Origin of the sequence: Bradyrhizobium nivariense (assembly GCF_029846695.2) — a bacterium.
Classification (GTDB): Bacteria; Pseudomonadota; Alphaproteobacteria; order Rhizobiales; family Xanthobacteraceae; genus Bradyrhizobium.
Genome location: NZ_JARWCR020000052.1, coordinates 38,339 through 64,962, shown reverse-complemented (window position 1 = coordinate 64,962; position 26,624 = coordinate 38,339). Strand labels below are relative to the sequence as shown.

Below are 26,624 nucleotides of genomic sequence, written 5' to 3'. Positions count from 1 at the left end.
CGAACTCGGCGCGACAGGTTGCTCCGATGTGCCACGACGAGGGACACGGCGAGCGGCCGGCGACGACAATCGGGTATGATCTCCACAAGCGCTCCACTCTCCAAGTATCGGCCAATCCCCAAGAGCGGCGCCTGAATCAGGCCAAGGCCGGCGAGGGCGGCGGCTTCGTAGGTCTGCGCGCTGTTGACTTGTAGCGCACCTGGCAACTGAAGCGTCGCGTAGCTGTCGCCGTCCGGATATTCCCATCCATAGGGCCTTGCGCCCAGCATCGTCGCAAAATGAATTGTCCGATGTTCCTGACGCTGGAGATCTTCCAGCGATCGAGGGACGCCATAGCGCGCCAGATAAGCGGGACTGGCAGCATTGACCATGCGCAACTTGCCCAGCGGGCGAGCAATCAGCGTCTCGTCCCCAATGGGACCAAGTCGCAATACGCAGTCAAACCCCTCTTGAACCAGATCAACTTGCCGATCCGTACTCGACACCTCCAACTCCAACTCGGGATGAGTCGCCATGAAATCCGGCAAGGCCGGCACGATCGTTGTGCGCGCCACCTCGGTTGGAAGATCGACCCGTAAACGCCCGCGAAGTGCCACGCGATCGCCTGCGAACATCGAGTGCAGGTCATCGACTTCAGCAAGCAGGTCGCGGGCACGGGCCTGAAATGCGCGTCCGTCCTCCGTCAACTGCACGCTGCGCGTCGTCCGGTGCAGGAGTCTCACACCGAGATATTCTTCCAGCTTCCGGACCGCCGTTGAGGCCCTTCCCTTTTGGATGCCCAGGCTATCGGCTGCGCGGGTGAAGCTCCCCATTTCCGCGACCGTTGTGAAAATCAGGATGGGTTCGAGATTCTGCATTTTCGCGACCCCGTATTGTTCCCCACAGGAGAACAGTTAGTTCAATTTCTGGGTGTTTATCACACTCAGCGGGAACAATAAGCTTCCGAATGTGGGAATGCCCCGATCGGAGAATGACAAATGTCCGAAACCATGAACCTGCATCAGATGCCTGAAACTATGACCCTGCATCGCGCCCTGTGGGCCGGCCGGATAATGAGCGCGGTTGTCGTTATCGCTCTGGTGGCAGACGGCACTATTCAGCTTTTCGCGCCGGCGCAGATCGCCAGCACGTTGCAGGAAACCGGGTTCGCGCTGGACCTGACCCGTACCCTGGGTCCGATCATCCTCGCCTGCGCCATCCTTTACGCCATCCCAGCCACCGCCGTCCTTGGCGCGATCCTGGTGACGGGCTTTCTGGGCGGCGCCATCTGCGCCCATGTCCGCATTGGTGAGTTGGGATCGCCGCCGGAACTCATTTCCCTGCTTCTGGGCGCGCTGACATGGGGCGGCCTCTACGCGCGCGATCCGCGTGTCCGGGCCCTTCTGCCGCTCATCCGTTGAACCAACAGGGGCAGTGCTCTGTCTCTCAAGATCAGGAGAAAACACATGTTTTTAGTGATGGGAATTACGGGAAAAGTCGGCGGCGCGACGGCAAGGCATTTGCTGGCGCAGGGCAAGAAGGTCCGTGCGCTAGTCCGCGACCGCGCGAAGGCGGCAAGCTGGACGGAGCAGGGCGTGGAACTGGTCGACGGCGACTGGAACGATGCCGCCGCCATCGAGCGAGCGCTCAAGGGCGTCGACGGCGCGTTTGTCATGTTGCCGGCTGTCTGGGCGCCTTCGCCCGATTACAAAGAAGCAAAGGGCGTGATTGCAAACTATGTCGAGGCGCTCACCAAGGTAGCGCTGCCGCGAGTGGTTGCGCTTTCGTCGATGGGTGCGAACAGAACCAGCGGGCTCGGGATGATCACTGCCTTGTCGCTTCTGGAGCGAGGTTTTCGCGATCTGATATCGCCAATCGCATTTGTGCGCGCAGGCGGATTCTTCGAAAACTTCCTCTACGGCTTGCAGGTCGCACAGGGCGGAACGCTGCCGGTCTACTACAATCCGACAAACCGGAAATCGACCATGGTCGCGACGAACGACATCGGCGCGGAGGTCGCAACCCTTTTGACCGGGCCAGCGTGGTCAGGGCAGCGCGTCGTCGAGCTTGGTTCGATGGTCACCGCGGATGAAGTCGCGGAGCAATTGGGTGAAGTCCTGAATCTTGACGTGAAAGCCTTTGCAGTCCCGCGTGCAGGGTGGGCGGAAGCGTTCGAGCAGTTCGGCATCCCGAAGGGCCACACCAGACCTGCCGAAGAAATGTTTGAGGCCGTGAATGCAGGATGGATGGACCTCGGAGTAGAGGGTGCGGAGTACGTAGCGGGTAAGACGTCCGCACGCGATGTATTCGAGGCTGCACAGAACGCCGCCAAGGTGTAAGGCCGGGACGGATCAGGCATGAGAGGAACTGAGTTACGGTGACGGTGCACTAAACTCAAAGTGAGTTTTGTGCACTGTCACCGTAATCTCTTTTTGTCCTATGAAAGCTGCTGATTGGCGCGCAGGCGCTCTGCACAAACGCTGGATGTCCCACCATTCGGTCCCGTGATACGAGCTTTGCATCGCCCCTCCGGAGCCCGCCTTCATGTCCAAGGAATTGCGGTGCTAAAACTCCCCATGCTTCAGGTGGGACACTTGCGGGCAGTTACGGTGACAGTGCACTAAACTCAAAGGTGAGTTTTGTGCACTGTCACCGTAATCACAGACCGCAGCGAAATCCGTCGCATTTGTAATTGGGCGTGACGCTACCGTTGCGCGCCAGCCTCGCCTCTGATCGTGGTGCACGTCCGCTCCGCACAAGCCGCACCGCGATTTCGTCAAGAAGTCGTTCAATGCTGTGAGCTGCGGGAACAAGACTAACGGAGACATCACATGGGCACAGGCAAACTGACTGGAAAAGTCGCGCTGGTGACCGGAGCATCATCCGGGATTGGAGCAGCAACGGCCGTGGCTCTGGCAGGCGAGGGTGCGCGCGTGGCGATCGCAGCCCGGCGCATGCAGCGCTTGGGTGATCTTGCGGCGCGTATCCGCCAAGCCGGCGGCCAGGCGCTTCCGCTCGAAGTCGATGTTTCGGACGAGGCACAGGTCTCGGCGATGGTGCGGCGCGCTGTCGAGGAGTTTGGTCGGCTCGACATGCTGCTCTGCATCGCCGGCGTGGGCGTGGCGGCGCCGTTCCAGAACACTACGACGGCTGAATACCGTCAGATGATCGACGTGAACTTCCTGGGGCTGCTCTACCCGATACATGCCGCGCTGCCGGGGATGAAGCGGCAAGGTTCGGGACATATCGTGATTCTCTCATCCGGCACCGGACGCTATATCCATGCCTCGACGGTCTATTCCGGCACCAAGCATGCTGCCAGCGCCATGGCGGAATCGCTTCGACGCGAGGTCGGGAAGGACGGCATTCGCGTCACGACGATCGAGCCCGGGGCCGTCAAGACCGAGTTTGTCGCGCAGATGCGTCCCGATGTCCGCCAGGCGGTTGAGACTAGACTGGGAGACATGGAGCAGCTCGAGAGCGAGGACATCGCCGCCGCCATCCTCTACGCGGTGACGCAACCGCGCAGGGTCAACGTCAACATCCTCACGCTTTATCCCACCCAACAGGCCTGAGCCCGCCGCCATGCTGGCGTCGACCGTCCGCTGGTCGGCGCCAATGGCGCCATAAACGTCTCGGCAGCTACGCGACGAAGCGGACCACGCCGCCATCCACCCGCAAAGCCGCGCCGGTTGTCGCCGAAGCCTGCTCCGAGCATGCGTAGATGATCATGTTGGCCACCTCATCGGTGGTCGCGAAGCGTTGGATGAGGGTGGTCGGACGCATCGCCTTCAGGAAGCCCTGCTCGGCTTCCTGCTGCGTGATCCCGTTTGCGTCAGCCTGCTTCGCCATGAAGTCGCCCAGGATCTCAGAGCGGGTAGGTCCCGGCAGGACGGCGTTGACGGTGACGCCCGTGCCCGCGACCGCCTCGGCGAGCCCGCGCGAGACCGCGAGTTGAGCGGTCTTGGTCATGCCGTAGTCGAGCATTTCCTTGGGGATGTTGAGTGCGGACTCGCTACTTACGAACACCACGCGGCCCCAGCCTTTCGCCACCATCCGCGGCAGGTAATGACGGGTCACGCGCACGCCACTCATGACGTTCAACTGGAAGAGGCCGAGCCAGTCTTCGTCGGGGATTTTCGCGATGTCCTCGACGCCACTGTAGCCCCGGATGTGAGCCGTGCCCACGTTGTTCACAAGGATATCGGCGTCCGGCGCCTGCGCGATCAAGGCCTCGGCGCCCTCCGCTGTCGCAAGATCGGCGGCGATGCCCGAGATGTCGCTTCCGGGAAAGGCCTGCCGCATCTGCCGCACCGCCTCGTCAATCCGGGCTTCTCCACGGCCGTTGATGACGACCGATGCGCCGGCACGGGCCAGTCCCTCCGCGGTAGCACGGCCGATGCCTGCCGTAGAGCCCGTAACGATCGCCTTGCGGCCGTTGAGTTCGATATGCATGCTATTTCATCTCCAGATTATAGGTGAACAAGGCGATTGATCCACCGGTCCAGGCGACTCGGCCCATACGCCGTCAGGCCCATCCCAACCTTCGCGACTTTGTGGCCTTCAAATATTCGGTCGCGCGCTGCTCAAGGAAGTTAGCGCGCGACCGGTTCTCGGCGTCGATCACACGGCCGTGGATCGATTACTGCTCCTTCCGGAACAGATCCTGGAAGATGAGCGGGCCCCAAACGCGGCCGCGTGCGTGCACCAGCGCGCCACCCTCGTTGAGCTTGCCCAGCTTCACGGGTGCGAACCCGAGTTGCTTGGCCAAGGCCGCCACGGGAGTGATCGCGTCCTCGTCGTCACCAGACAGAAAGACGACCCGGTGGCCGCCCTCGACGACCGGATCGGCAGCCAGCTTGGCCGCACCCAGGTGATTGAAGCCTTTCACGAGCTTGGCGCCGGTGAACGCCTTCGCGACGACAGCGGAGGACAGAAGACCGTCCAGCTCTTCTCCAAACCCGTTCGTCGCGTCGATGATCGTCTTGCCTTTCCAGCTCGGCAGGGCCTTCGCGACCTCGCGATGCTCCCCGAACGGGACCGCCAGGATGATCGTGTCGGCCTCGAGTGCGTCCCGCAGCGACTTCGCGACGACCCTGGGTCCAATCGCCCGAGCCTGCGGCGCCAACGCCTCGGGCGGCCGGCGGCTCGCGACAATCACGTCGATGTTTTTACGGGCGAAGGCGTGGGCGAGGGCCTGGCCTATCTTGCCGAATCCTACAATCGCGTAGCTCATCATGCTTCTCCGATCCGTGTTGATATTGATTCCCCGGCGCTTCAGATGGCGGAGAAGCCGCCGTCGACAGACAACTCCACCCCATTCACGAAGCTCGAATCGTCTGAAGCAAGAAACAGCGCGGCCGCCGCAATTTCCTCAGGACGCCCCATCTTTCCCCGCGGGATCAGGGATTCGAACATCTGCTTCGCTTCCTCGGTGAGAACCTGGTCCTGCATCGGTGTGGCGATCGGCCCCGGGTGCAGCACGTTCACCCGGATATTCCTGCTCTTGAGTTCGTTGAGCCACCCGCGTGCGAATGCGTGCAGCGTCGCCTTGCTCGCCGCATACACGCTGTAACCAGGAAAACCTTTGATCGAAGCAACCGACCCGGTCATGAAGATCGATCCGCCATCGCTGAACAGCGGCAACGCCTTCTGAACCGTAAACAGCGTGCCGCGCGCATTCAGGTTGAAGGTCGCATCGAAGTGCTGCTCGGTAATCTCTCCCAGTGGGACGGCTTCGCCCGTGCCGGCGCTGGCGTACAGGACGTCGATCCTGCCCTTTTCCCGCTTGACCGTATCGAACAGACGGTCGAGGTCGTCGAGATTGGCCGCGTCGCCGCGCTCGCCGGTCACGTTCCGGCCGATCAGCTTGACGGCCTCGTCGAGCGCCTCCTGCCTCCGGCCCGTGATGAAAACATAGGCGCCTTCTTCAACGAACCGTTTGGCGCTCGCCAGCGCCATGCCGCTCGATCCGCCCGTGATGACTGCAACCTTACCCTCAAGCTTTCCCACAACTTCTCCTTTCGTGGTGTCGGGACAGCATCTGTCCCCGAGAACCTCGACATAGGTCCGCTCGCGTCAGGCGTTGAGTGCGGAAGCGCGCACATCGGTGGTGCGAAATCGATCCGGCTGGACGACTGACGCCAGCCGCGATGATCGGTGTCCGCCGTTCGGAATTGGGTGTCCGGCATAGGCTATGATGACCGCCCGTACTGCTGTACGACGCGTTAGATACGGGCTTTGGAAGGCGCACCGCGCGGTGCGGGATTGCACCATGATCGACTGGGATGACGTTCGCTTCTTTCTTGCCGTCGCGCGCGGAGGCTCGGTGCGGGCTGCCGCCGAGCGCCTCGGCGTGAACCACGCGACCGTGCTGCGACGCATCGCCCAGCTCGAGGAACGCCTCGGGGTCCACATGTTCGAAAAGCTGCCTTCGGGCTACCGCCTGACGGCTGCGGGCGAGGAGGTCCTCGAGTTCGCGGACCAGATGGAAGCGTCCTCGCACCAGCTGGAGACGCGCGTGTTCGGGCGCGACCAGAGCGTGCGCGGGCGTCTGCGGGTGACGCTGGCGCCGCCGCTGGCGACCCACCTGCTCATGCCTGATTTTGCCGATTTCGCGCGTCTGCATCCGGACATCGAGATGGACATCCTGTCGTCCGGCGAGCTGGCCAATCTGACCAACCGGGAGGCCGACGTCGCAATCCGTGTCGTCTACGACCGCAAAACCCTGCCGCTCAATCTTCACGGCATCAAGGGACCGGAGCTGTTCGGCGCCGTCTACATGTCCCGGGATCGGCTAGCCGCGTGGCGTGCGGGCGCGCCTGATCCGATCCGCTGGATCGTCATCAGCATTCATGGCATCCCGGACTGGGCCAGCGAGGGTGAGGTCCGCACCGCGGGGGTTCCATTCAGGACCACGGACGCCGGGGCGCAGATCGTTGCTGTGCGGCAAGGGCTCGGGATCACGACACTGCCGTGCTTCGTCGGCGATGCCGACCCTCTTCTGGTGCGGGTGCCGGGCACCGAGCTGCACATGTACGGAACGCTCTGGCTCCTCACACAGGGGGAGACACGCAAGACCAAGCGCGTGCGGCTCTTCACCGAGTTCGTATCCCGCAGGCTCGCCGCGTACGCTCCGCTTCTCGCGGGGCTGTCCATATCGCGCGACTGAAGCCCGGCATCGCACTTCCATCGGCCGAAGACGTCGAGGACGTTCAGCTTGCACATTCGCGTAGCAAGGTTGTGATTTTCGCGTCGAGATTTCGGGCGACGGAGAGTGCGTCCGAATTGCCATAAGGCAGCAGAAAACTCTCCATTTTGTCGTAAGAGACATGCACGCCATCGGAACGCTCATCGATGAGCACCGTGACTGGAGCGTAAGATCCGGCATCGGGCACGTGCTTGACCATTTCTTTCATGATGAGTGGATTGCCGATCACAAGCCGTATGATCTTGGGCGTCCTGGATCCGGCTTCGCGACGCAGAATGTCGCCCAGGTCAAATTCCGCGAAGAGCATGAGGTCGGTTCGGCCGAGGCCACTTCGTACAACGCGCTCCAAATCCGGGAAGGAATTTGTCGCCTTCGTTTCCTTGAAAAATTCGACCATGTTGGGCTGCCCGACCGCCGACTTGAGCGCCGCCACAATAGCGTCGAATGGTTTTAGGCTCGTGAAGCTGAAGCGCTCCACTTCGATTTTAGTGATTGTCATTTTGTCCTCTGCAACAACTCTCATGGATAAAGTGCGCCTGATCCCGTCGGAACGCGCCTTGTGTCATGCGGCCGCGGGCTGTGCGTCCAGGAAAGTCCGGACGTGGCTGACAAACATCTCGTGGTGCTGAAACAGGGCGCCGTGCCCTGAATCGGGATAGAGGACCAGCTGAGCGTTGCTGAGTTCCTTGAACATTGCGTAAGCGTTGTTGGCAGGTAGCATGGTGTCGTGGCTGCCGCTGACCACAAGAACGGGCTGGCGGATAGCGCGCAGAATGGCGTGCCCGGGGTCAGGTGTGGCGCACCAGGTGATCAGCGCCTTGGCCTGCGGATCGGTGACCGCGCTGCCGTTATCGGTGTCCCGATCATCCTTGCGCACCTTCGTCCTCTTCAGGAAGGCGAAGCCGGACGACCGGCTGGCTGTTGAATTCGTGAAGAACAGCGGCAGGCGGGGGTCTGGCGCATCGGTTTTGGAAAACGCTTCCTGAAGAACCGCTAACAGGTGTTCCTCTCCGCCTTTCGGCGCGGTACCGACAAGTATGAGCTTGCGGACCAGCTGTCCGTGCTCGGCGGCGATCTGCTGCGCGACGCAGCCGCCGAGGGAAAAGCCAAGCAGGTCCACTTCAATAAGCTCGAGCAGGTCGATGAAATCGACCGCGTCTCGTGCCATCGCCGCGACGTTGTCGGGCGTTTGACCGGTCGAGCGGCCAACCCCTGCGTTGTCAAAGACGATCACGGGGCGATCAACGGCCAGAGCGTTGACGACGGCGGGATCCCATCCGTCGATGTTTCCCGAGAAGTGCTGCAGAAGAATCAGCGGAATTCCTGTCGCGGGGCCGAGACGGCGATAGGCGAAGCGGATTCCGTGGCCTTCGATATAACGCGTTGGCGCCGTTTCGAGAGTGAAGGCGTCCTGGTTCGCGATGTCGCGTTGAGTCATATCGTACTCCGGATGCTTGGCATGAAATGATCGAGCGGGTGCGCTCCCGGCGCGACAGCGCCGGGAGCAGGTTCGTCACTTCACGAGCGCGGCCTTTTCGATGACCTCGGCGACTTCCTTCGCGTGCACAACGAGCGAGGCATGGCTGCCGGCGACTTCCGTCACCTGAGCCTTGATCCTGGTTGCGAACAACTTCTGGGCCTCGGGCGCGATGACCTTGTCCTTCGTGGTGAGGACGTAGAACGTCGGCTTGTCGCGCCAGGCCGCAACGGTGACAGGGGCTTCGAACGCGACGTGGTTCAGCGGAAGCTGCGAGTTGGCCAGGTGCTCGGCGATCTCCGGAGGAAGGTCAGCCGCGACGGCCGACGGAAACACCTTGGGATCGATGTACAGATTTCCCTTGGCGTCGGGATGGATCGCATTGCCGCCTTCGGTCGGCGGGCCGGCCTTGGCCAGCGACGCCAGCGATTGACCGACCTCCGGCGCGAAGGCGGAGACATAGACCAGCGCCGAGACCTTGGGATCATTGCCGGCTTGCGTGATCACCACGCCGCCCCATGAATGGCCGACCAGAACGGTCTTGCCGTCCTGCTTCGCGAGCGCCTGCTTGGTGGCATCGACGTCAGCCGTGAGCGAGGTGAGCGGATTTTCCACGAGCGTGACGTTGTAGCCCTTCTTCGAGAGAATATCGGCAACGGGCCGCCAGCTCGTCTGGTCCACGAAAGCGCCGTGCACGAGCACGATGTTGTGGGCTGCTCCCTTGGGCAGTTCGGCGGAAGAAGCGGAGCCGGCCAATGTCGTTCCGGCCAGGAGTACGGTGACGGCTGAGAGGAGGGTATTTAGCATTGAATGTTCCTATTGGTGTGTTGGACAGAATGAGGTCCGGGGGAATGGACAGGCGTTTCCAGCCAGGCCGCGGTTTCTTCCATCCGCCGTTGGCGAAATGGTTGCCGCGCGTGACGTCGGCCCGCCGCGGCATGAGGTAGTCCGCAGGCATCCCGGACAGTAGGGATCAATCGTCCGCATGTTGTGTCCGATCGTCCACCGGACTAATCTGGGCGCATGGACATCCTCGCCCAGGTGCTCGATCGCGTTCGTCTCGGAGGGACGCTGCTCTTCCACTTCGAGCTCGGCCATCCCTGGAATCTGGAGCTGCCGGCGCGCCCTTACGCGCTGTTTCACTATCTCAGCCGAGGCTCGGCGACCCTCGCGCTCGAGCAGGGACAGGAAATCCAGATGACCGAGGGCGATTTCGTCGTCATCACACGCGGCGAGCCCCATATGTTTTATTCGGATCGCCGGGCCGAGCCTTTGCGGATCATGGATATCGATCGAGCATCGTCGCGGTTTGGCATCATTCGTCACGGCAGTCGCGCCAAGCCGCTCTCGACCATGATCTGCGGCAATTTCACCGTGTCTCGGCCGATGTTTGGCAGCGTGCTGGAGCTGCTTCCGCCCGTGCTCCTGCTGAAGCCGACGGCGGACGGTGGCTGGCTCGAAGCCATCCTGCGCCGCATGGTCAGCGAGTCCGCGCTCGAGCGTCCCGGCCAGCGCGTCGCGCTTTCACGACTGACGGAAGTGCTGTTCGTCGAGGCGCTCCGAAGCTGGATCGCGTCCCTCAGTCCCGGACAAGGCGGCTGGCTCGGGGCTATCTCTGATCCGCATATCGGACCGGCGCTCAAGCTGATTCACGAAAACCCCGAGCGGCCTTGGAGCCTGAGCGACCTCGGCCAACGCGTCGGGCTCGGCCGCTCGGCATTTTCGGCGCGCTTCACCAGGCTCGTCGGCCAGTCCATGCAGCGTTATTTGATCGAACGCCGGATGGCGGAAGCGGCGTTCCTGCTCGAAACCAGCGACGAGCCCATCGCACGGATTGCGAGCCGGGTCGGTTACGAGACCGCGGCGGCGTTTTCAAAACTCTTTCATCGACATCATGGCCTGTCGCCCGGCCGCTACCGGGCCGCACAGCGCCTTGATGGGAGCCAAGGTGAACCGCACGGTTCGGAACTGAACGTCTCCGGTTGAACGTGCGTCAGAATTACGGTGCAGTGCACTCAACTTGTTTGAGACCAGTAAGCGGTCCAGCGGACGGGGTGGCCGCAAATTGGCTCCGCCGCTAATCCGTCCCAATCGAACTCGCCTGTCGCTGAGCCGCGATCAGCATCTCCACAAACGCGGTCACCTTGGGCGGACGGAAGCGGGCCGCGGGGTAGACCGTGTGGATGCCGCCGGATGGCAGTTGCCATTGCGGCAGGATGTGAATGAGGCGCCCGGCCGCCAGATCGTCGGCCACCAGGAAATCCGGCAGCACCGAAAGGCCGCCGCCGGCGAGCACTGCCGCGAGCACTCCCGGCGTCGTGTCGATGGCGATGCTCGCCTCAAGGCGCACGGCGCGTCGATCGAGATCGCCCCGCGAGAACTGCCACAGCAGCGGGTCGCGCAGCGCCATGTTGGCGATGAACGGCAGCGCCACCAGATCGTCGGGATCGCGCGCGGCGGCGATCCGATCCGTGAATGCGGGAGCGCCGACCAGACATTGCCGGAACGCGCCGATCTTGCGCGCCTGCAGGCTGGAATCGACCAGCCAGCCGACACGGATCGCCATGTCGATCTGGCCTGAGGCGAGATCGACCGTCTCATCCCCGAGCGTCAACTCCACCCGGCAGTTGGGATAGCGTGCCGCGTACGCCGTGACGACGGCAACGACGACGGCGGTGCCGTAATCGTTGGGCGCCGTGATCCGCAAGGTGCCGGCCGGCTCGGCGGCTGCCTGGGCGAGTTCGTCGAAGGCATCCTCCGCTTCGCGCAGGATCATGACGCAGCGCGCATGAAACATGCGGCCCGCCTCGGTCGGATGAACCCGGCGCGTCGTGCGAACGAGAAGGCTGGTGCCGAGATCGCGCTCCAGCTGCGCCACCTGCTGGCTCACCACGGCCTTGGTGATGCCGAGCCGTTCCGCTGCCCGCGTGAAGGATCCGGTGTCCACCACGGCTGCGAAATAGGCCAGGCGGTTCAGGTTCATTGGCTCGGTCCGATCAGATCGATTGTCAGTTATTGACATACATTATGTTTATTTTGTTGATATTTCTCTATCAATTTGCGCGTGCCACATTGCGGTTCAGGGGGATCGCAATGTCCGCGCCCATTCACATCACCTACCTGTTCGATCCGCTCTGCGGCTGGTGCTACGGCGCCTCCAGGCTGCTCGAACAGCTCGTCGCCCGGCCGGATTTCGCTGTCGAACTTGCGCCGACAGGCCTGTTCGCCGGCGAGGGCGCCCGTCCGATGGACGACGGCTTTGCCGCTTATGCCTGGACCAACGACCAGCGGATTTCGCGCTTGAGCGGCCAGCCCTTCAGCGAAGCCTATCGCCGCGATGTGCTGGGCGATCGCACCCGCCTGTTCGATTCCGGCCCGGCAACACTGGCACTCACGGCAGTCGCGCTTATGGCGCCTGATCGGGAGTTCGCGGCTCTGAAAGCCTTTCAGGTCGCCCGCTATGTCGAAGGCCGCGACAGCACGGACATGTCCGTTCTGTCTGATGTGCTGCGCGCGATGAATTTGCCGGAGGTTGCCGCGCGCCTGGCGGCGCCCGACGCCGCATTGATCGTCGCTTATCGCGCGCGCCTCGAGGCTGCGCGTGCCGAGATGCGTCGGTTCGGCGTCAACGGCGTCCCGGCCCTGATCGTCGGGGCGGGCCACGATCGCCGCCTGATGCAGGCGAGCGCGCTGTTCGGCAGCGTGGAGGTCCTGGTCGAGGGACTGAAGGCGGCCTGAGCGCAGCGATCAACAGAGACCGGATCACCCAGCTTGAATTTCGCGATCGCAGACCAGCACCAGGAGACCAACATGCTGACAAGGAGAACCATCATGAAAACCACTCTCGCCGCGGGCGCCGCGGCAGTCTTCGCACCCGCAGGCCTCGGCCATGCCGCCGGCGGGCTCGCCTGGAAGCATTTTCCAGCCGGACAGAACGGCTTCTTCCGGGCTCCCGTTCTGGTGTCCGGGCCGAGCGAGGCCGTGCTGATCGATGGCGGCTTCACGCTACCCGATGGCCGGGCTGTCGCAGAAGCCATCAAGGCAACCGGCAAGAAGCTCACCACCATCTACATCACCCAGTCGGACCCGGATTATTATTTCAGCCTCCGCGCCATCAAGGCGGCGTTCCCGGAGGCCCGCGTGATCGCGGCGCCCGCAACTGTGGCGGCCATTAACGCCAGCGTCGAAAAGAAGCTTGCGGTCTGGGGGCCGCAGCTCAAGGAGAACGGCCCGCAGGTGCTTGCCGACGTGGTCATCCCCGAAGCGTTCGACAGCAAGACGCTCAGCGTGGACGGCGAGACCATCGAGATCGTCAGCGCGGAAGGGCTGGTCAACCGGCGCTATCTGTTCGTGCCGTCTCTGAACGCGGTGTTCGGCGGCGTGCTGATCTTCTCCGGCGTCCATGTCTGGACCGCCGACACGCCGACCAGGGAGCAGCGCGCCGCCTGGATCGCCAATCTCGAGAAGATCGCGGCGCGCAAGCCGGCGATCGTCGTGCCCGGCCATTTGTCGGTGGATGCAAAGACCGATCTGTCCGGTGCCGAACACTCCATCGCCTACCTCAAGGCGTTCGACGAAGAGCTGGCCAAGGCCAAGGACTCCGCGGCGCTCAAGGCGGCGATGGAGGCGCGCTTCCCCGGCCTCGGCATGGGCGTTGCGCTCGACATCGGCTCCAAGGTCGCCACCGGCGAGATGAAGTGGGGCTGAGATGGGGGGCAACCTCGATCTGATCCGCGCCACCTACGAGGGATCATCGTCGGAAGAGAACGGCCGCAACCTGTTGGCCGCTCTCGCCCCCGACGCCGCGTGGACCGAAGCGGAAGGGTTTCCGTACGCGGGCACCTATGTCGGACCCGACGCGATCATATCAGGCGTGTTCCGGCGTCTCGCCACCGAATGGACCGGCTACCGCGCCGATGTTCACACCTATCTCGAAGACGGCGATCGCGTCGCGGCCTTCGGTGTCTACTCCGGGACCTACAAGGCGACGGGCAAGGCCATGCGCGCCACGTTCGCGCATCTCTATCTGGTGAAGGACGGCAAGATCGCCAGCATGACGCAATATGTCGACACCGCGATGGTGCAAAAGGCGCTGCAGCCTGCTGGCCACTAACAGCCGGATGACGTCGTCGGAATGTCGAGAGAGGGGAGCCCACGACACGCGGGCTCCCCATTTTCGTTCTGACGCCTGCTAGATCTTGATGAAGTTGTGCGCGGCCAGCGCGCCGAAGGGCAAGCTTGCCAATCGTCCGCCGACGTCGAGCGATCCCAGGTCTACCGGGAAGAAGCCGGACCTCGGCCTTTGCGGCAGCGTCATCACCCGAATAGAACGGCCCGCGCCGGCCACCCGCCGCTTCCGTTGCCGCCGTCTGATCCTTGCGCAGGTGCCCATCACCCTTACAAATAGGATCGACGGGATCCATGCCAAACCGCAAGATCGGTCGGGCAAATCATGGCCGTCTGCGACTAGATGGAGCCGCCACGGAGGAGGGACGATGAAGGCGGCGCTGCAAAACTATCAGGCTCGGATGCGACGGGTGCTGGACCATATCGACCGGCATCTCGACAGCGATCTGGACCTGGAAACGGTGAGTGCTGTTGCTGCCTTCTCGAAGTTTCATTTCCACCGGCAGTTCACCGCGACCTTCGGGTTGTCAGTGCATCGCTATGTCCAGCTCGCCCGTATGAAGCGCGCTTGGCATCAGCTGGCCTACATGGACGCCCTTGGCGTCACGGAGATCGCGATGGATGCCGGTTACGATGCACCGGATGCCTTCGCCCGCGCCTTTCGGCAACGGTTCGGGCAAACGCCGTCGTCGTTCCGGAAGTCTCCCGACTGGGAGCCGTGGCTTGCGGCCTTCGGGCCTCTCGACAACGCCAGGAGCAAGCTCATGCAGAAGATTTTTACCAACGACGACGTGACGATCCGCGATGTGCCTCCGACGCCGGTGGCGATCATGGAGCATCGGGGCGACCCGGCGACGCTTCCCGCGACCATCCAGCGGTTCATCGCGTGGCGCAAGGCCGCTAACCTGCACCCCAGGACAAGTCCGACCTTCAGTGTCTGGCGTTCCGAGCGGCGTCCTGGCTCGCCTGCCGATTACAGCATGGATATTTGTGTCGGTACGGATCAGCCGATCGAGACGAACGGCGAAGAGATCAAGGCCGGCGAGATCCCTGGCGGACGCTGCGCGGTGCTACGCGTCGTCGGCAACACCGACAATCTCGAGCCCGCCGCGCTCTACCTTTATCGCGACTGGCTTCCGGCCAGCGGCGAGGAGGCACGCGACTTCCCGATCTATTGCCAGCGGCTGAGCTTCTTCCCGGAGGTGCCGGAGCATGAGACGGTCGCGGACGTTTTTCTGCCGCTGAAATAGCGCCGCTGATGGCCGCCTGTCCTTCCGATCGCAAGAAACCGGCAGGCTGCTGTTCCGCAATCAATGCCGCCGCGATCCGATCCCGCGTTTGACTCGGGAAACGGGTGGCGGCCGGCAGATGCCCGATGTCTTGTTCGGCTCCTTTTGACGTCAGGAGTGTCTCGCGGTGGAACTTGCAAACAAGACGATCATCATAACCGGCGCCAGCAGCGGTATCGGCGCTGCCGCGGCGTCGCTGTTCGCGTCCGAAGGCGCCGATGTGGTGCTCGGGGCTCGTCGCGCCCCCGAGCTGCAGACCGTTGTTGAAAGCATCAAAAGCGCCGGAGGGCGCGCGGCTTTTCTCGCGGGCGACGTTCGGGACACCGGCTATGCTGCCGGCCTTGTGGAGCACGCAGTCAAAACCTTCGGAAAGCTCGACGGCGCCTTCGACAATGCCGGCGTCGTCGGCGACATGACGCCGGTCCCCGAGATGAGCGTCGAAAATTGGACCGATGTGCTTGCGGTGAATCTCACCTCGGCGTTCCTCGGCGCAAAGGCGCAAATCCCGGCGCTGCGGAAGCAGGGCGGCGGTTCGATCGTCTTTACCTCGTCCTTCGTTGGCTTTCGTTGGCTTCAGCAACGGGGGTATGCCGGGGATGGCGGCGTACGCAGCCTCAAAGGCAGGCCTGATCGGCCTGGCTCGATCACTGGGCGCCGAGCATGCGGCCGAAGGCATTCGCGTCAACGCGCTTCTGCCTGGAGGGACCATCACCCCGGCGGCGGGCGAAGGAAATCCCGACGCACTGAATTTCATCGCCGGGCTCCACCCGATGAAGCGGATGGCCAGTCCCAGGGAGATCGCGCAAGCGACCGTATTTCTTCTGAGTGACCGGGCGTCGTTTATGACGGGCAGCCCCATGACGGTCGATGGCGGCATGTCGGTCCGCCTGACCTGACGACCAAGCCGCCTGGCTTGATCGACGGGGCCCTGCGCCGTCGATCAGACCAGGTCCTAAAGCATGATCCGGAAAAGTGCGAAGCGGTTTTCCGAAAAGATCATGCTCAAACAACAACCTAAAGCGCGATGATGATTCATCCTCGTCTCATCGCGCTTTAGCGGTGTGCCGTGCGCGAGAGCCTGCTTCACCCGCGCGCCTCCTGCCAATGCGGATAGGTGACATAGGCGGTGACGGCGCCTTGCTCGTGCGAGCGGATTGTGACCTGCTCGCCCTTGGGCATGTGGACGATATCGCCCGGACCGGCGGTGACGGTGCTCCCTTCGCTCGACACCGAAAGCTTCCCTTCGAGGACGATCATGACGTCGTCCACGGCGAGCTTCTCGTCGATGCTCTGGTTGGGCGCGTAGCGGCCGTAGCCGATGGTGATCGGCGCCCCGTGGCGCTGGTCGATCACATTGCCGGCGAACACCTCTCCATCCTGTCCGGGCGAGCGCTCGAACGTTGCGTCGGGAATGGCAAACTTGCGAACTTTCATGGGATTCCATCCGTCTTGCGGCCGGTTTGCTGCGTGGGGATGATAGACGCGCCAAGCAGGTGTTTTGTTCAGCGAGCCTTGCGGGCCGTTTGACGCAGATGGCGTCGAAGACGGGTCGAGCGCAGGAGACGGTCTGTGCCAAGCGCACGACGACGGTCACCTCGGCGCAAACACCGGATGTTCGCCACTGATCTCCATGATACGAAATCCCCGTCGTTCGCTTCCGGAGCCCAATGTTCATGTCCGCCGTCACCGCCCCGAGCCAGCCGCCCGCAACCGCCGCCGAAACCGATCCCGAAACCTTCGGCTGGATGAAAGGCTTCCCGCCGTCACCGGATCGCAGCATCGCCTTCCAGAACGGCTCGTTCCGCAGCTTCCCCGAGCTGCGCTGGGCGTGGAGCAACATCCGCCAGCTGGTGCCGACCGTGAACGTCTGGCGCGGGGCGGGGCCTGCGTCGGTGCTGCCGCGCCAAGACCATGACATCGGCGCCTCCACCTCGATCACGATGGACGGCCGGCCCATGACATTCGCGAAGATGCTCGAGGAAACCTATGCCGACGGCATCGCCGTGCTGCATCGGGGCAAGCTGATCTATGAGCGCTATTTCGGCGCGCTGAAGCCACAAAAGCCGCATATCGCGATGTCGGTGACGAAGTCGTTCACGGGTGTGCTCGCCGGCATGTTGATCGCCGAGGGCAAGATCGATCCGCAGGCGCCTGTTACGGAGTATGTGCCGGAGCTGAAGGCCAGCGCCTTCGGCGATGCGCGCGTGCACGAGGCCATGGATATGACCACGGGGCTCGCATACACCGAAGTTTACACCGACAGGAATTCCGCGGTGTGGGGCTTGCGACGTGCCAACGGCATGGCGCCGATCGAGCCGGGCTATGACGGGCCGACCAATATTTTCGATTTCCTCGTGGCGCAGAAGAAGCAGGGCGAGCACGGCAAGGCCTTTGCCTACAAGACCGTCAATTCCGACGTGCTGGCCTGGATCATCAGGCGCGCCAGCGGCATGACGCTGTCCGATCTCCTCTCCGAGCGCATCTGGACTCGCATCGGCGCGGAGGAGGACGCACATTATCACGTCGACCGCATCGGCACCGAAAGCGGCGGTGGCGGCCTGTCGACCTGCTTGCGCGATCTCGCCCGCTTCGGCGAGACCATGCGCAATCATGGCCGCTTCAACGGCCGTCAGATTGTGCCTGAAACGGTGGTCGAGGACATCGCGCGCGGCGGCGATCCCGAAAAATTCAAGCCGGCCGGCTACACCACGTTGCCCGGCGCTTCGTACCGCAATCAATGGTGGATCACGCACAATGCCCACGGCGCCTACATGGCGCGCGGCGTTCACGGCCAGGGCATCTATATCGATCCCAGGGCCGAGATGGTGATCGCGCGCTACGCATCGCACCCTGCAGCGGGCAACGCCGCCAACGATCCCGTGACGCTGCCGGCCTACATGGCGCTGGCGAAGGAGCTGATGGCGGACGGGTGAACGCGCAGGCGCCCGGCACTTGCAGAAAATTACATATGGGTGTATGTAATCGTTATGGCGCACATCAGCATCCGCGATTTGCAGAAGATTTCCGGGGAGGCCATCGGCGCGTTGCCCGGCCCGACGCCCGTCAAATCGGGTGAGCGGACTGTAGGGCTGCTCATCCCTCTCAAGGCGGTCGATCCGGACCGGCTCGCGGCGGTTCTGGCGCGGGCCGAACGGTTCGCGAAGGGGCGAGACGTGGCCGCGGACAACGCCGCGCTGGCCGAATTCGGCGACGTCGATCCGATCGATTGGTCGGTCTCGGCCGTGAAGAGGCTCACAGCCAAGTCGAAGGCATGAGAAGACCGTCGACCACGATCGTCATTGATGCAGCCATTCTGATTGCCGCCGTTCGAGGCCGAAGCTCCGGCGCGCTCCTGAAGGCTGCTGAAATCGCGATCCTGGTGACGACGGACCGCGTTGTGCAGGAAGCGCGTCGGCGTATCGCGCTTGGATTGCGGCGTCCGGAGCTGATCGAGTTGCTCGACGCCTTGGCGGAGCTGCTCACGATCGTTCCCGTAGCCGCACTGGAGCCTATGCTCGCCCGATGCGAAGAGACGCTTCGCGACGCCGTGGCGAGCCGCAATGGGTCCGAACGCGACGCGCATGTGCTGGCGCTGGCCTGGAGCGTCGAGGCTGACGTTTGGACGACAGACCGCGACTTTGCCGGAACCGGTGTCGCGACATGGTCGACGCCGAACCTCATGCGCGCGTTTGCGGATAGCGGTGCGAAACCGGCCTGAGAGGTAAAACGCAGCCGATACTGACCTTTCAGCCGCGTGGATGAACAGAACGTCTCATGCGTGAAGTTCAGCCTCGTGATGGGAGCAGGCCGTCTGCGGCATGTTGCGCCAGCGCATCGGCAAAATGCCGTCCTGCCTGAAACTGTCGAGGAAGCGGAAGCGGGCGGCCTGCGGATTGGGACGCGCTTCGATCGTTGTGTCGAGGATCTGCACGACGTCCTTCTCGTCATAAGCGGGCCAGGGTGGCAGGCCTGATCCGTTGGGGTCCCCGTGCGCCGCGAAATTCACCCAATAGGCCATCATCGCTCGCGCCAGAGCACGGTCCTCTTCGGCCGGCGGCGTTGTGCTGCCGATCACCTGTTGCGGCGTCAGGGTGCCGAACACGAACGGAATGTCCGTGACGTGCGAGGCGATCGGCGTGTAGTGCGAGGTGTAGCTGAAGTGATAGCCGTAGACGGGCGCACGTCCCTCGCGTCGATGCAGCCGCAGCCACTGCCAGCATTGCTCGCCGACCACAGTGTCGCCTGTGAGCGCGGCCGCGGACGCTGTGGCCTCCGCGTCGGTCGCGGCGGGATAGACCTTCAGGAAATCGGCCAGGCGCTCATTGCCGAACATCGCCTCGGCCGCGGCGAGAAAGGCTTGCGCCGATTGATCGGGGAGTGACTGTGCAGTGAAAGGAAATTCCTCGGCAGCATTCCAGCCCGCCAGCAGCGGGATTTGCATCTGTTCGCCGCGCAGGAATCGCCGCGCGGGTACATCAGGCACCACGTGATGATCGATACTCGGTGAGAAAGCGGTCACGACGGGGCTGGTCCTGAAACTCCACGGCGCGGCTGCATTCAACCGGTCGGCCGGCACGCTGCGCAAAGCCGCGATGGACGCGTTGCCCTGTTGCCGGGCGAACGCGAGACCACGCGCGCGGGCTTCTTCAAAGCTCTGGAGTGGGCCGTGTTTGCCATCCCAGAACGCGCCGCTCTGTCCAATGGCCTTGTGAAACAGTCCATGCGCGAGCGGCGAGGCCATCAAGATGCCGACGGCCATGGCGCCGGCGGATTCGCCGAACAGGGTGACGTTATCGGGGTCGCCGCCAAAGCCGGCGATGTTGGCCTTGACCCAGCGCAGCGCCATCAGTTGATCCTGCAGGCCGTAATTGCCGGACGGTGCTTCCGTATCGAGATCGGGATGGGCGAAGAACCCGAAGATGCCGAGGCGATAATTGAAGCTGACGACCACGACACCCCTGGCGGCCAACGCGCCGCCATCGGTCGCGGGATTGGTCGAGGAGCCGAACTGGAAGCCGCCGCCGTGAACCCACACCATCACGGGCCGCTTCTCGTCCGCGTGCTTCGCCGCGGTCCAGACATTGAGATAAAGGCAATCCTCGTCGCGCGGTCCCGGCCTCTGGTCGTTTTCGAGCGCGGATAGACACCCCGCGCCGAACCCGAGCGCATCGCGCACGCCATCCCACGGAGCTGGCGGCTGCGGTGCGCACCAACGCAAACGCCCGACCGGGGGTGCTGCGTAGGGAATGCCTTTGAATGCCAGCACGCCGCTGGCATCGCGCAGGCCGCCACGCACGAAGCCTGCTTGCGTGCGGACCACACGCTCCAGCCCGGCTGCTGTCGCGGTCGTAAAGGCATGCATGGTCGTATCTCCTGATCGCGGCGCGCCCGGTAGCCGCCTGGGGCAATCGCATATGGAAGTGCTCAGCCTTCATGGACGGATGGGCCGCGGCGAACCGCTTGCCACGGCGAGAACCTATCGACTTTCGCCTTCGCTCGATTTAGATATTCCGGCAATCAATTGCTAAAAACCGGCAAGCATGCGGCAACCCCTCCGTTTTCCATGGCCTGATCTCGACGTGGATGATGTCTCCGCGCCGGTTATCGCCGTGCGCGTTGACGTGATCGGGACCAAGGCCGAGGTGCCCGATCACAGGCATCGCAAAGGGCAACTCGTTTTCGCGCTGGGAGGCGCCGTCACCTGTCGCGTTCCCACCGGCCTGTGGATGGTGCCGCCGCACTGCGCGGTGTGGATTCCCGGGGGCATGCAGCACAGCAACCTCGCGACGGAAAATGCCCGGCTGTTTTTCGTCTACATCGAGCCTGACCTCGTGGACCTGCCGGATCGGTGCTGCACGCTTTCGATCTCCCCGCTGCTGCGTGAAGTGATCGTCGAGCTGTCCGATCAGATCGCGGATGATCAGGCGAGGGTGGACCTTCTGGCGAGCGTCCTTCTGCGCGAGCTTCCCCGCATGCCCATCCAGCAGCTCCATCTGCCGCTCTCGCCCGAGCCGCGCTTGAAGCGGATTGCTGCAGCGCTGGCAAAAGACCCTTCCGACCGCAGGACGCTGGCCGAATGGGCCAATCGCGTCGCGCTGAGCGAGAGCAACCTCGCGCGTCTCGTCGTCAAGGAGACGGGGCTGAGCTTCGGGCGCTGGCGTCAGCAATTGCATCTGATCGTCGCATTACGGGAACTGACGTCCGGCGCCAGCGTGCAGCAGGTTTCGGCTGACCTCGGCTACGAATCCGTCGCGGCCTTCATCACCATGTTCAAGAAGGCGCTCGGGAAGCCGCCGGCGAAATATCTCGCGAGTGTCGTGCAGGATGTTGGTGCTACGCAGGGAGATCGTAGGGTGGATAAGCCGAAGGCGTAATCCACCTTTTAGCTTCCGCGAGGTTCTCACGCGCGGATCAGCTTTCGTCGGTCATAAATATAAGTATTGACGTATATTAGTGAAGACCGATATTAAGCCTTGCACGAAACGACAAGGAGGAGCGCCGTGGAGATCGATGTCGCCAGGGTTTTGGGGCTTGTTACGCGTTCGGTAAAGAATTTCGAGAAGGACGGGAAAGCAGCCAGTGCGGTGACACTGACGCGGCTTTACGAGACGAGCGTCGACGATCTCTGGGACGCAGTGACCAGCCAGCAACGCATTCCGCGCTGGTTCTTGCCGGTCGAGGGAGACCTCCGGCTCGGCGGAAAGTACCAGCTCAAGGGGAATGCAGGCGGTACGATCACGGCGTGCACGCCGCCGACCCACTTTGCTGCGACGTGGGAATTCGGCGGCGCGATGAGCTGGATCGATGTCAAACTGACAGCGGAACGAAGTCAGGCGCGCCTGACGCTTGAGCACACCGCGATCATCGAGGATCATTGGAACCAGTTCGGTCCAGGGGCAGTGGGGATCGGTTGGGATCTCGCCATTGCGGGACTCGAGAGATATCTTGTGACCGGGGCATCGGTCGACCACGAGACGGCCGAGGCATGGATGGGCTCTCCCGCGGGCAAGGAATTCATGACGAGTAGTGGCGAGTATTGGCGCGCGGCGCACGTCGCGAGCGGGGTCGATGCGGCTTCGGCGAAGCAGCGCTCCGACCGCACCATCGCTTTTTATCGCGGTGAGACGCCGCCTGACATCGCCCATCCGGGCACAGGAAGCTGATGCAAATCTTCGAGGTCCTCGCTGATCCCGTGCGCCGTCGCATCCTCGAGCTGCTCGCGCCTCGGGAAATGGCGTCCGGTGAGGTCGTCGAAGTGATCGGAGCCGAGTTCGGGATCACGCAGGCGGCGGTCTCGCAGCACCTCAAGGTGCTGCGAGAGAGCGGCTTCGCCAGCGTTCGGGCGCAGGCGCAAAGACGACTCTATTCGGTCGATGTCGCGGGCCTTCGGGCGGTGGATGCATGGATTGATCAGTTCAGGAATTTCTGGGAGCCGAAGCTGGACGCGCTGGCGACGGAGATCGCGCGCGGCAAACGCGAGCGTCGTAACGCTCCCATGACCAAACGAGGCGGGAAGAGGGCTTGACGACGTCACGAACGTGGTGACGAAGGCACCTTTGCATCACGGTCATGCTCGGTTGCGATCGCGCTGCGACCGTGGCGCTCTCGATCAAAGCTGCGTGCGGCTCAGCCGCGTTCCTGCTGCCCACGCATGCCGGTGAAGAAGTCCACCAGTCCGAATGGCGCGCCCTCGCCGAGGCAGATCTCCAGGATCTGGTGCGCCCCCACCGCAGCCGATGCGCTACGGGGGAACAGCACGCCTTCGTAGGCGGTGAATGCCGCTTCGATATCGTCGGGGCGCGCTGCGATGGCCTTGCCGAGCTCGGCGCCGTCGAGCATCGCCAGGTTCGCGCCTTCGCCAGCCGGCGGCATCAGGTGGGCGGCGTCACCGAGGAGCGTCACCCCAGCCACACGGTCCCATCGGTGGTCGGTAGGGAGTGTGTTGATCATGCGCGGGACCGGCGGCGTGTTGGCGTCGGTGATCAGCGCAGTGAGTGCCGGCGCCCAGCCATGGAATTCGGCCGCAATTCGCGCGGTCGCGACTGCGATGTCGGTGAAGTCGATTGCAGCGATCCACTCGGCGGGACGGTTCAGCGCGATGTAGGCGTGAAGCACGCTGCGGGGCTCGCGGTGCGCGAAGATGCCCTTGCCCGGGGCGTTCGCGAACAGTGCGCCGCCGCCGACGGCTTCGGCCGTAGCCGGGTGCCGCGCGTCGGCGTCGTGAAGATAAGTTTCGATGAAAGTCGTGCCGATATATTTTGGTGTTGCATCTGATAGCATCGGCCGGACCTTCGACCAGGCGCCGTCCGCGCCCACGAGAGTTTCGGTGCTCATCGTGGACCCGTCCGCAAACGTCAAGCTGTGTCGGCCGCCGCCGCGTGCGGCCACATCAGCGAGTTTCTTGCCCCAGCGGATCGTGCCCGCAGGCAGGGAGTCGAGCATGATGCGGCGCAGGGCGCCCCGATGCACCTCGGGCCGTCCGCCTTTGCCGCCGTCGGGCTCGTCGAGCAGCACCTTGCCGTCCTGGTCGAGCACGCGCGATGCTTCGCCGCCCTCATGGATGAGCCTGCGGAATTCGTCGAACAGGCCGGCCGCCCCAAGCGCGAGCTGTCCGCTGTCCTCGTGGATGTCGAGCATTCCGCCCTGCGTGCGGGCCTCCGGCGAGGGCTCGGCCTCGTAGACCTCGACGGGAACGCCGTGGAGATGGAGGACGCGGGCGAGGGTGAGGCCACCGAGGCCCGCACCGATGATCGTGACTTGCGTCGTCATCTGGTCGCTTTCGGGGGTCAACTGGAACGTCGTTCCATAGTATTGGAACGGCGTTCCAGTTATCTCAAGTTGCGAGCTATGGCGACCAAAACTCAGCGGCCCGAACGGCGCACGGATGCGCTCTCGAAGGAGCGGATCATCGCAGCTGCGATCGAAATTCTCGACGCCGGCGGCGAGGGCGCTCTGACTGTCCGCGCGCTCGCGGCTCGCCTGGCAACGGGGAGCGGGGCGATCTACTGGCACGTCGCCGACAAGAACGAGCTGCTCGCGGCGGCCACCGACGAGGTCATCGCGCGTGTCATGACCGAATTGGCCGGTGGCGCGGAGCCGCGGGAGGCGATCCGCGCGATTGCGCATGGGGTGTTCGATGCGATCGATGCGCACGCCTGGGTCGGTTCCCAGCTCTTCCGCGAGCCGTGGCGGCCCGCGATGTTGCAGATCGTCGAGAGCGTGGGCGGACGGCTCCAGGCGCTCGGCGTTCCCGAAAAAGCGCAATTCGACTCCGCGTCCGCGCTCGTGCACTACATCCTCGGCGTCGCCGGACAGAACGCCGCGAACGCCCGCCTTCTTGTGCACGAGACGGATCGATCGGCCTTTCTTGCCAGCGTCGCGGCGCGGTGGGTACAGCTCGACCCCGCACAGTATCCGTTCGTGCGACGGATGGCGACACAGCTGCGCGATCACGACGATCGCGAACAATTCCTCGCCGGTGTCGATCTCATCCTGGCCGGCATCGCAACCGTTCGATAGGCGGTCGCTCGCCGAGGCAGGTGGCGCATGCGTCAGTCCCGCGACATCATCTCGAACTTCTTCACCAGCCGCTCCCGCTTCGGCCGCGACAGCCGCTGGATCCAAAATCTGCCGTCCGTCGTCGCTTTCGTGATCCAGACGATCACGATGGATCACCCCAGCGGGGAGCTCACGCAGGGTGCGGAGCCGGTTCGCAATACTCCATCAGCAGTTCGGTGAGGACCCGTATCTTCCGTGCGGGATGCTGACCCGGCGGGCGGATCACATAAGCACCGGCCGGAGGTGGCGGATAACGTGTCATGACCGGCACAAGCGCTCCGGAGGCTACATGTTCATGGGTGAGGCTGTCAGGGAGATAAGCAATGCCGAGTCCTGCAGTTGCGGCGGCGACGAGAGCCGTGCCGTTGTCGGCCTTGAAGCGCCCCTGCGGACGAACCGTGATGATCTTGTCGCCATCCATGAGTTGCCAGGTTTCGGTGCCCTGCATGAGGGCCTCACGGGCGACGAGTTCCTCCGGCGTCTCAGGCGACCCATGCGCCTTGACGTAGTCCGGGCTCGCGACAAGCTTCCCATAGATCGGTCCGACGCGTCTTGCGATCAAGTTGGAGTCCTGAAGATAGCCAACCCGTATCGCACAATCATAACCCTCAGTGATGAGATCGACGAAGCGATCACTGTAGGAGGTGTGGATCTGGAGCTGAGGGTGGCGTCGGGCCATTTCCGCGAGGATGGGAGCGAAGTGAGTCGGGCCGAACGAAACCGGCAGTGCAACCCGGAGGCGGCCGCGAAGGTCACCGGCGGGTAGGATAGCTTCCCTGGCCGCGTCGATCTCGGCGCAGACTCTGGCTGCATAGTCTCGGAAAGTGACCCCGGCTTCTGTGAGAGCGGCCCCGCGAGTCGTTCGTGCAAGAAGCTGGACGCCAAGTTCCGATTCAAGCCGGAACAACCGACGACTGACGATCGACTTGGCGACGCCGAGCCGGAGCGCAGCGGACGAAATCCCCCCGGCGTCAGCAACTTCGACGAATGTCCGTATCTCTTCGATATCCAATTCACTGTTCCCCATTTCGCGACACAGCGTACCGCAATGCGACGCTACCGCAGCGCGTCTGGGAACGCCAATGTCCGTCTTAGGCAACGTCGCTGCTGGCGTATGTCTCCGAAAAAACCAGTGCCGCTCACAACGGCAGCAAAGGATGTAACAATGAGCTTTCGTAACGGCCTTGCTTCGCTTCTTCGCCCCGAGGACTCGGTACTCGTTCTGATTGACCACCAACCTTACCAACTCGCCAACGTGAACAGCCACGAACCGCAGATGGTGATCAACAATACGACGGGCCTGGCGAAGGCCGCCAAGGCCTTCGGCGTCCCCACGATCCTGACCACCGTGATCGCTGAACGGGGCGGTCTCCTCTTCCCCCAGATCACGGATGTTTTCCCTGGCCAGAAAGTGATCGACCGGACGCTCATCAACACCTGGCAGGACCGGAAGGTGGTGGACGCAGTCAAGGCAACGGGCCGCAAGCAGCTGATCATCGCGGGCCTTTGGACCGAGGTCTGCGTTGCGATGCCGACGATTCAGGCGCTCGGCGAAGGCTGGGATGTCACGGTGATCACCGATGCCTCTGGCGCCGTTTCGGTCGAGGCCCACGAGGTCGCAATCAAGCGCATGATCGCGGCGGGCGCGAACATGATGACCTGGATGGCGCTGGCGGCCGAATGGCAGCGCGACTGGGCCAGGACCGACCAAGCTGTCGCGCTGACGGAGGTGATCACGCAGCATGCCGGCGGCAGCGGCATCGCGTTCCTCTGGGAGCAGCAGCTGCTCAACACGCCTGTACCCGGCAACGCAGGATGATCTGAGCGGGGGTGCAGAGGTTTCAAGCGACGCGTTGCGAAGAGCAGATTGCTTCTGGAACCCCATCACCCCCTTTCAACGAGAAGGCCGTCCATGCCTGGATGGACGCGGTCGGCACGATCAACGGCACGAGCCGCGCTGCTTTCGCCACGCGGAGCAAGCGCG

The 26,624-nt window shown here is 63.4% G+C and carries 30 protein-coding genes and 2 pseudogenes; 18 read left to right on the top strand and 14 right to left on the bottom strand.

Annotated features, from left to right (window positions below):
- Positions 1-857: LysR family transcriptional regulator (locus tag QCM77_RS32175; protein ID WP_279686178.1), on the bottom strand; the 857-nt coding region annotated here is incomplete at its 3' end.
- A gap of 120 nt (positions 858-977) precedes the next feature.
- Here QCM77_RS32175 and QCM77_RS32170 point away from each other — a divergent pair.
- The 3 genes from QCM77_RS32170 (at position 978) to QCM77_RS32160 (ending at position 3,554) form a co-directional block, all read left to right on the top strand.
- Complete coding sequence (locus QCM77_RS32170; RefSeq protein ID WP_279667950.1) at positions 978-1,400, top strand: DoxX family protein; 423 nt, start codon at positions 978-980, stop codon at positions 1,398-1,400.
- A 45-nt stretch (positions 1,401-1,445) separates the two neighbouring features.
- Positions 1,446-2,318, top strand: a complete 873-nt coding sequence (locus tag QCM77_RS32165) for an NmrA family NAD(P)-binding protein (RefSeq protein WP_279667949.1) — start codon at positions 1,446-1,448, stop codon at positions 2,316-2,318.
- Positions 2,319-2,810: 492 nt separating this feature from the next.
- A complete protein-coding gene (locus tag QCM77_RS32160; RefSeq protein WP_279667948.1) occupies positions 2,811-3,554 on the top strand; it encodes an SDR family oxidoreductase in 744 nt (247 codons plus the stop codon).
- 67 nt (positions 3,555-3,621) lie between these two features.
- Here the strand turns inward: QCM77_RS32160 and QCM77_RS32155 are convergent, their stop codons facing one another.
- The 3 genes from QCM77_RS32155 to QCM77_RS32145 form a co-directional block, all read right to left on the bottom strand.
- Positions 3,622-4,434: an SDR family NAD(P)-dependent oxidoreductase gene (locus QCM77_RS32155; RefSeq protein WP_279667947.1), complete on the bottom strand. Its 813-nt coding sequence runs from the start codon at positions 4,432-4,434 to the stop codon at positions 3,622-3,624.
- A 187-nt stretch (positions 4,435-4,621) separates the two neighbouring features.
- Complete coding sequence (locus tag QCM77_RS32150; RefSeq protein ID WP_347882405.1) at positions 4,622-5,215, bottom strand: NADPH-dependent F420 reductase; 594 nt, start codon at positions 5,213-5,215, stop codon at positions 4,622-4,624.
- A gap of 41 nt (positions 5,216-5,256) precedes the next feature.
- Entirely contained in the window at positions 5,257-5,991 is a 735-nt protein-coding gene (locus QCM77_RS32145; RefSeq protein ID WP_279667945.1) for an SDR family NAD(P)-dependent oxidoreductase, read from the bottom strand.
- 262 nt (positions 5,992-6,253) lie between these two features.
- Between QCM77_RS32145 and QCM77_RS32140 the strand changes: the two genes are divergently transcribed.
- Positions 6,254-7,150: a LysR family transcriptional regulator gene (locus QCM77_RS32140; RefSeq protein ID WP_279667944.1), complete on the top strand. Its 897-nt coding sequence runs from the start codon at positions 6,254-6,256 to the stop codon at positions 7,148-7,150.
- Positions 7,151-7,193: 43 nt separating this feature from the next.
- On the opposite strand, the gene QCM77_RS32135 is transcribed toward QCM77_RS32140, so the two are convergent.
- From QCM77_RS32135 to QCM77_RS32125, 3 genes are all read right to left on the bottom strand, one after another.
- On the bottom strand, positions 7,194-7,688 hold the full coding sequence (locus QCM77_RS32135; RefSeq protein ID WP_279667943.1) for a DUF302 domain-containing protein: 495 nt from the start codon (positions 7,686-7,688) through the stop codon (positions 7,194-7,196).
- 63 nt (positions 7,689-7,751) lie between these two features.
- Entirely contained in the window at positions 7,752-8,627 is an 876-nt protein-coding gene (locus tag QCM77_RS32130) for an alpha/beta fold hydrolase (protein ID WP_279667942.1), read from the bottom strand.
- Positions 8,628-8,702: 75 nt separating this feature from the next.
- Positions 8,703-9,473 (bottom strand): alpha/beta hydrolase, encoded by a 771-nt coding sequence (locus QCM77_RS32125; protein ID WP_279667941.1) that lies wholly within the window; start codon positions 9,471-9,473, stop codon positions 8,703-8,705.
- Positions 9,474-9,689: 216 nt separating this feature from the next.
- On the opposite strand from QCM77_RS32125, the gene QCM77_RS32120 reads away from it, so the two are divergent.
- Positions 9,690-10,652, top strand: coding sequence for an AraC family transcriptional regulator (locus QCM77_RS32120; protein WP_279667940.1), 963 nt, complete (start codon positions 9,690-9,692; stop codon positions 10,650-10,652).
- Positions 10,653-10,743: 91 nt separating this feature from the next.
- Here the strand turns inward: QCM77_RS32120 and QCM77_RS32115 are convergent, their stop codons facing one another.
- The gene (locus tag QCM77_RS32115) at positions 10,744-11,649 is read right to left on the bottom strand and encodes a LysR family transcriptional regulator (protein ID WP_279667939.1); all 906 of its coding nucleotides are present in this window, start codon (positions 11,647-11,649) and stop codon (positions 10,744-10,746) included.
- Positions 11,650-11,759: 110 nt separating this feature from the next.
- Here QCM77_RS32115 and QCM77_RS32110 point away from each other — a divergent pair, with 110 nt between their 5' ends.
- The 3 genes from QCM77_RS32110 (at position 11,760) to QCM77_RS32100 (ending at position 13,779) form a co-directional block, all read left to right on the top strand.
- Entirely contained in the window at positions 11,760-12,404 is a 645-nt protein-coding gene (locus tag QCM77_RS32110; protein WP_279667938.1) for a DsbA family protein, read from the top strand.
- 72 nt (positions 12,405-12,476) lie between these two features.
- Positions 12,477-13,373 carry an MBL fold metallo-hydrolase gene (locus QCM77_RS32105; RefSeq protein WP_279667937.1) on the top strand — a complete coding sequence of 299 codons (897 nt, stop codon included), beginning with the start codon at positions 12,477-12,479 and terminating at the stop codon, positions 13,371-13,373.
- 1 nt (position 13,374) lies between these two features.
- Positions 13,375-13,779: a nuclear transport factor 2 family protein gene (locus QCM77_RS32100; protein WP_279667936.1), complete on the top strand. Its 405-nt coding sequence runs from the start codon at positions 13,375-13,377 to the stop codon at positions 13,777-13,779.
- A 78-nt stretch (positions 13,780-13,857) separates the two neighbouring features.
- On the opposite strand, the gene QCM77_RS32095 is transcribed toward QCM77_RS32100, so the two are convergent.
- Positions 13,858-14,013 carry a hypothetical protein gene (locus QCM77_RS32095; protein ID WP_279667935.1) on the bottom strand — a complete coding sequence of 52 codons (156 nt, stop codon included), beginning with the start codon at positions 14,011-14,013 and terminating at the stop codon, positions 13,858-13,860.
- Positions 14,014-14,161: 148 nt separating this feature from the next.
- Between QCM77_RS32095 and QCM77_RS32090 the strand changes: the two genes are divergently transcribed.
- Entirely contained in the window at positions 14,162-15,043 is an 882-nt protein-coding gene (locus QCM77_RS32090; RefSeq protein ID WP_279667934.1) for an AraC family transcriptional regulator, read from the top strand.
- A 166-nt stretch (positions 15,044-15,209) separates the two neighbouring features.
- A pseudogene (locus QCM77_RS32085) lies at positions 15,210-15,978 on the top strand (SDR family oxidoreductase).
- A gap of 187 nt (positions 15,979-16,165) precedes the next feature.
- On the opposite strand, the gene QCM77_RS32080 reads toward QCM77_RS32085, so the two are convergent.
- Positions 16,166-16,516 carry a EutQ-related cupin domain-containing protein gene (locus tag QCM77_RS32080; protein WP_279667933.1) on the bottom strand — a complete coding sequence of 117 codons (351 nt, stop codon included), beginning with the start codon at positions 16,514-16,516 and terminating at the stop codon, positions 16,166-16,168.
- 239 nt (positions 16,517-16,755) lie between these two features.
- Between QCM77_RS32080 and QCM77_RS32075 the strand changes: the two genes are divergently transcribed.
- The 3 genes from QCM77_RS32075 to QCM77_RS32065 are packed head-to-tail and all read left to right on the top strand — an operon-like array spanning position 16,756 to position 18,800.
- A complete protein-coding gene (locus QCM77_RS32075; RefSeq protein ID WP_279667932.1) occupies positions 16,756-18,015 on the top strand; it encodes a serine hydrolase domain-containing protein in 1,260 nt (419 codons plus the stop codon).
- 54 nt (positions 18,016-18,069) lie between these two features.
- Positions 18,070-18,357 carry a hypothetical protein gene (locus QCM77_RS32070; protein WP_279667931.1) on the top strand — a complete coding sequence of 96 codons (288 nt, stop codon included), beginning with the start codon at positions 18,070-18,072 and terminating at the stop codon, positions 18,355-18,357.
- Positions 18,354-18,800, top strand: coding sequence for a PIN domain-containing protein (locus QCM77_RS32065; RefSeq protein ID WP_279667930.1), 447 nt, complete (start codon positions 18,354-18,356; stop codon positions 18,798-18,800). Before QCM77_RS32070 ends, QCM77_RS32065 begins: the two co-directional genes overlap by 4 nt.
- Positions 18,801-18,854: 54 nt before the next feature.
- On the opposite strand, the gene QCM77_RS32060 is transcribed toward QCM77_RS32065, so the two are convergent.
- The gene (locus tag QCM77_RS32060; protein ID WP_279667929.1) at positions 18,855-20,444 is read right to left on the bottom strand and encodes a carboxylesterase/lipase family protein; all 1,590 of its coding nucleotides are present in this window, start codon (positions 20,442-20,444) and stop codon (positions 18,855-18,857) included.
- Between the two features lie 178 nt (positions 20,445-20,622).
- Between QCM77_RS32060 and QCM77_RS32055 the strand changes: the two genes are divergently transcribed.
- The 3 genes from QCM77_RS32055 to QCM77_RS32045 all read left to right on the top strand — a co-directional run bounded on the left by QCM77_RS32055 (position 20,623) and on the right by QCM77_RS32045 (position 22,607).
- Positions 20,623-21,456: an AraC family transcriptional regulator gene (locus QCM77_RS32055; protein ID WP_279667928.1), complete on the top strand. Its 834-nt coding sequence runs from the start codon at positions 20,623-20,625 to the stop codon at positions 21,454-21,456.
- A gap of 126 nt (positions 21,457-21,582) precedes the next feature.
- Positions 21,583-22,245: an SRPBCC family protein gene (locus tag QCM77_RS32050; protein ID WP_279667927.1), complete on the top strand. Its 663-nt coding sequence runs from the start codon at positions 21,583-21,585 to the stop codon at positions 22,243-22,245.
- A complete protein-coding gene (locus QCM77_RS32045; protein WP_279667926.1) occupies positions 22,245-22,607 on the top strand; it encodes an ArsR/SmtB family transcription factor in 363 nt (120 codons plus the stop codon). The genes QCM77_RS32050 and QCM77_RS32045 overlap by 1 nt, the downstream gene beginning before the upstream one ends.
- A 101-nt stretch (positions 22,608-22,708) precedes the next feature.
- Here the strand turns inward: QCM77_RS32045 and QCM77_RS32040 are convergent, their stop codons facing one another.
- Positions 22,709-23,851 carry an FAD-dependent oxidoreductase gene (locus QCM77_RS32040; protein WP_279667925.1) on the bottom strand — a complete coding sequence of 381 codons (1,143 nt, stop codon included), beginning with the start codon at positions 23,849-23,851 and terminating at the stop codon, positions 22,709-22,711.
- Here QCM77_RS32040 and QCM77_RS32035 point away from each other — a divergent pair.
- Positions 23,786-24,601 (top strand): TetR/AcrR family transcriptional regulator, encoded by an 816-nt coding sequence (locus QCM77_RS32035; protein ID WP_347882406.1) that lies wholly within the window; start codon positions 23,786-23,788, stop codon positions 24,599-24,601. The two genes, QCM77_RS32040 and QCM77_RS32035, sit on opposite strands and share 66 nt — an antisense overlap.
- Positions 24,602-24,633: 32 nt before the next feature.
- Here QCM77_RS32035 and QCM77_RS32030 read toward each other — a convergent pair.
- Positions 24,634-24,717, bottom strand: a pseudogene (locus QCM77_RS32030) (peptide deformylase); the annotation flags it as partial.
- 53 nt (positions 24,718-24,770) lie between these two features.
- Positions 24,771-25,652: a LysR family transcriptional regulator gene (locus QCM77_RS32025; protein WP_279667924.1), complete on the bottom strand. Its 882-nt coding sequence runs from the start codon at positions 25,650-25,652 to the stop codon at positions 24,771-24,773.
- Between the two features lie 153 nt (positions 25,653-25,805).
- Here QCM77_RS32025 and QCM77_RS32020 point away from each other — a divergent pair, with 153 nt between their 5' ends.
- On the top strand, positions 25,806-26,459 hold the full coding sequence (locus tag QCM77_RS32020) for a hydrolase (protein WP_279667923.1): 654 nt from the start codon (positions 25,806-25,808) through the stop codon (positions 26,457-26,459).
- Positions 26,460-26,624: the final 165 nt, after the last annotated feature.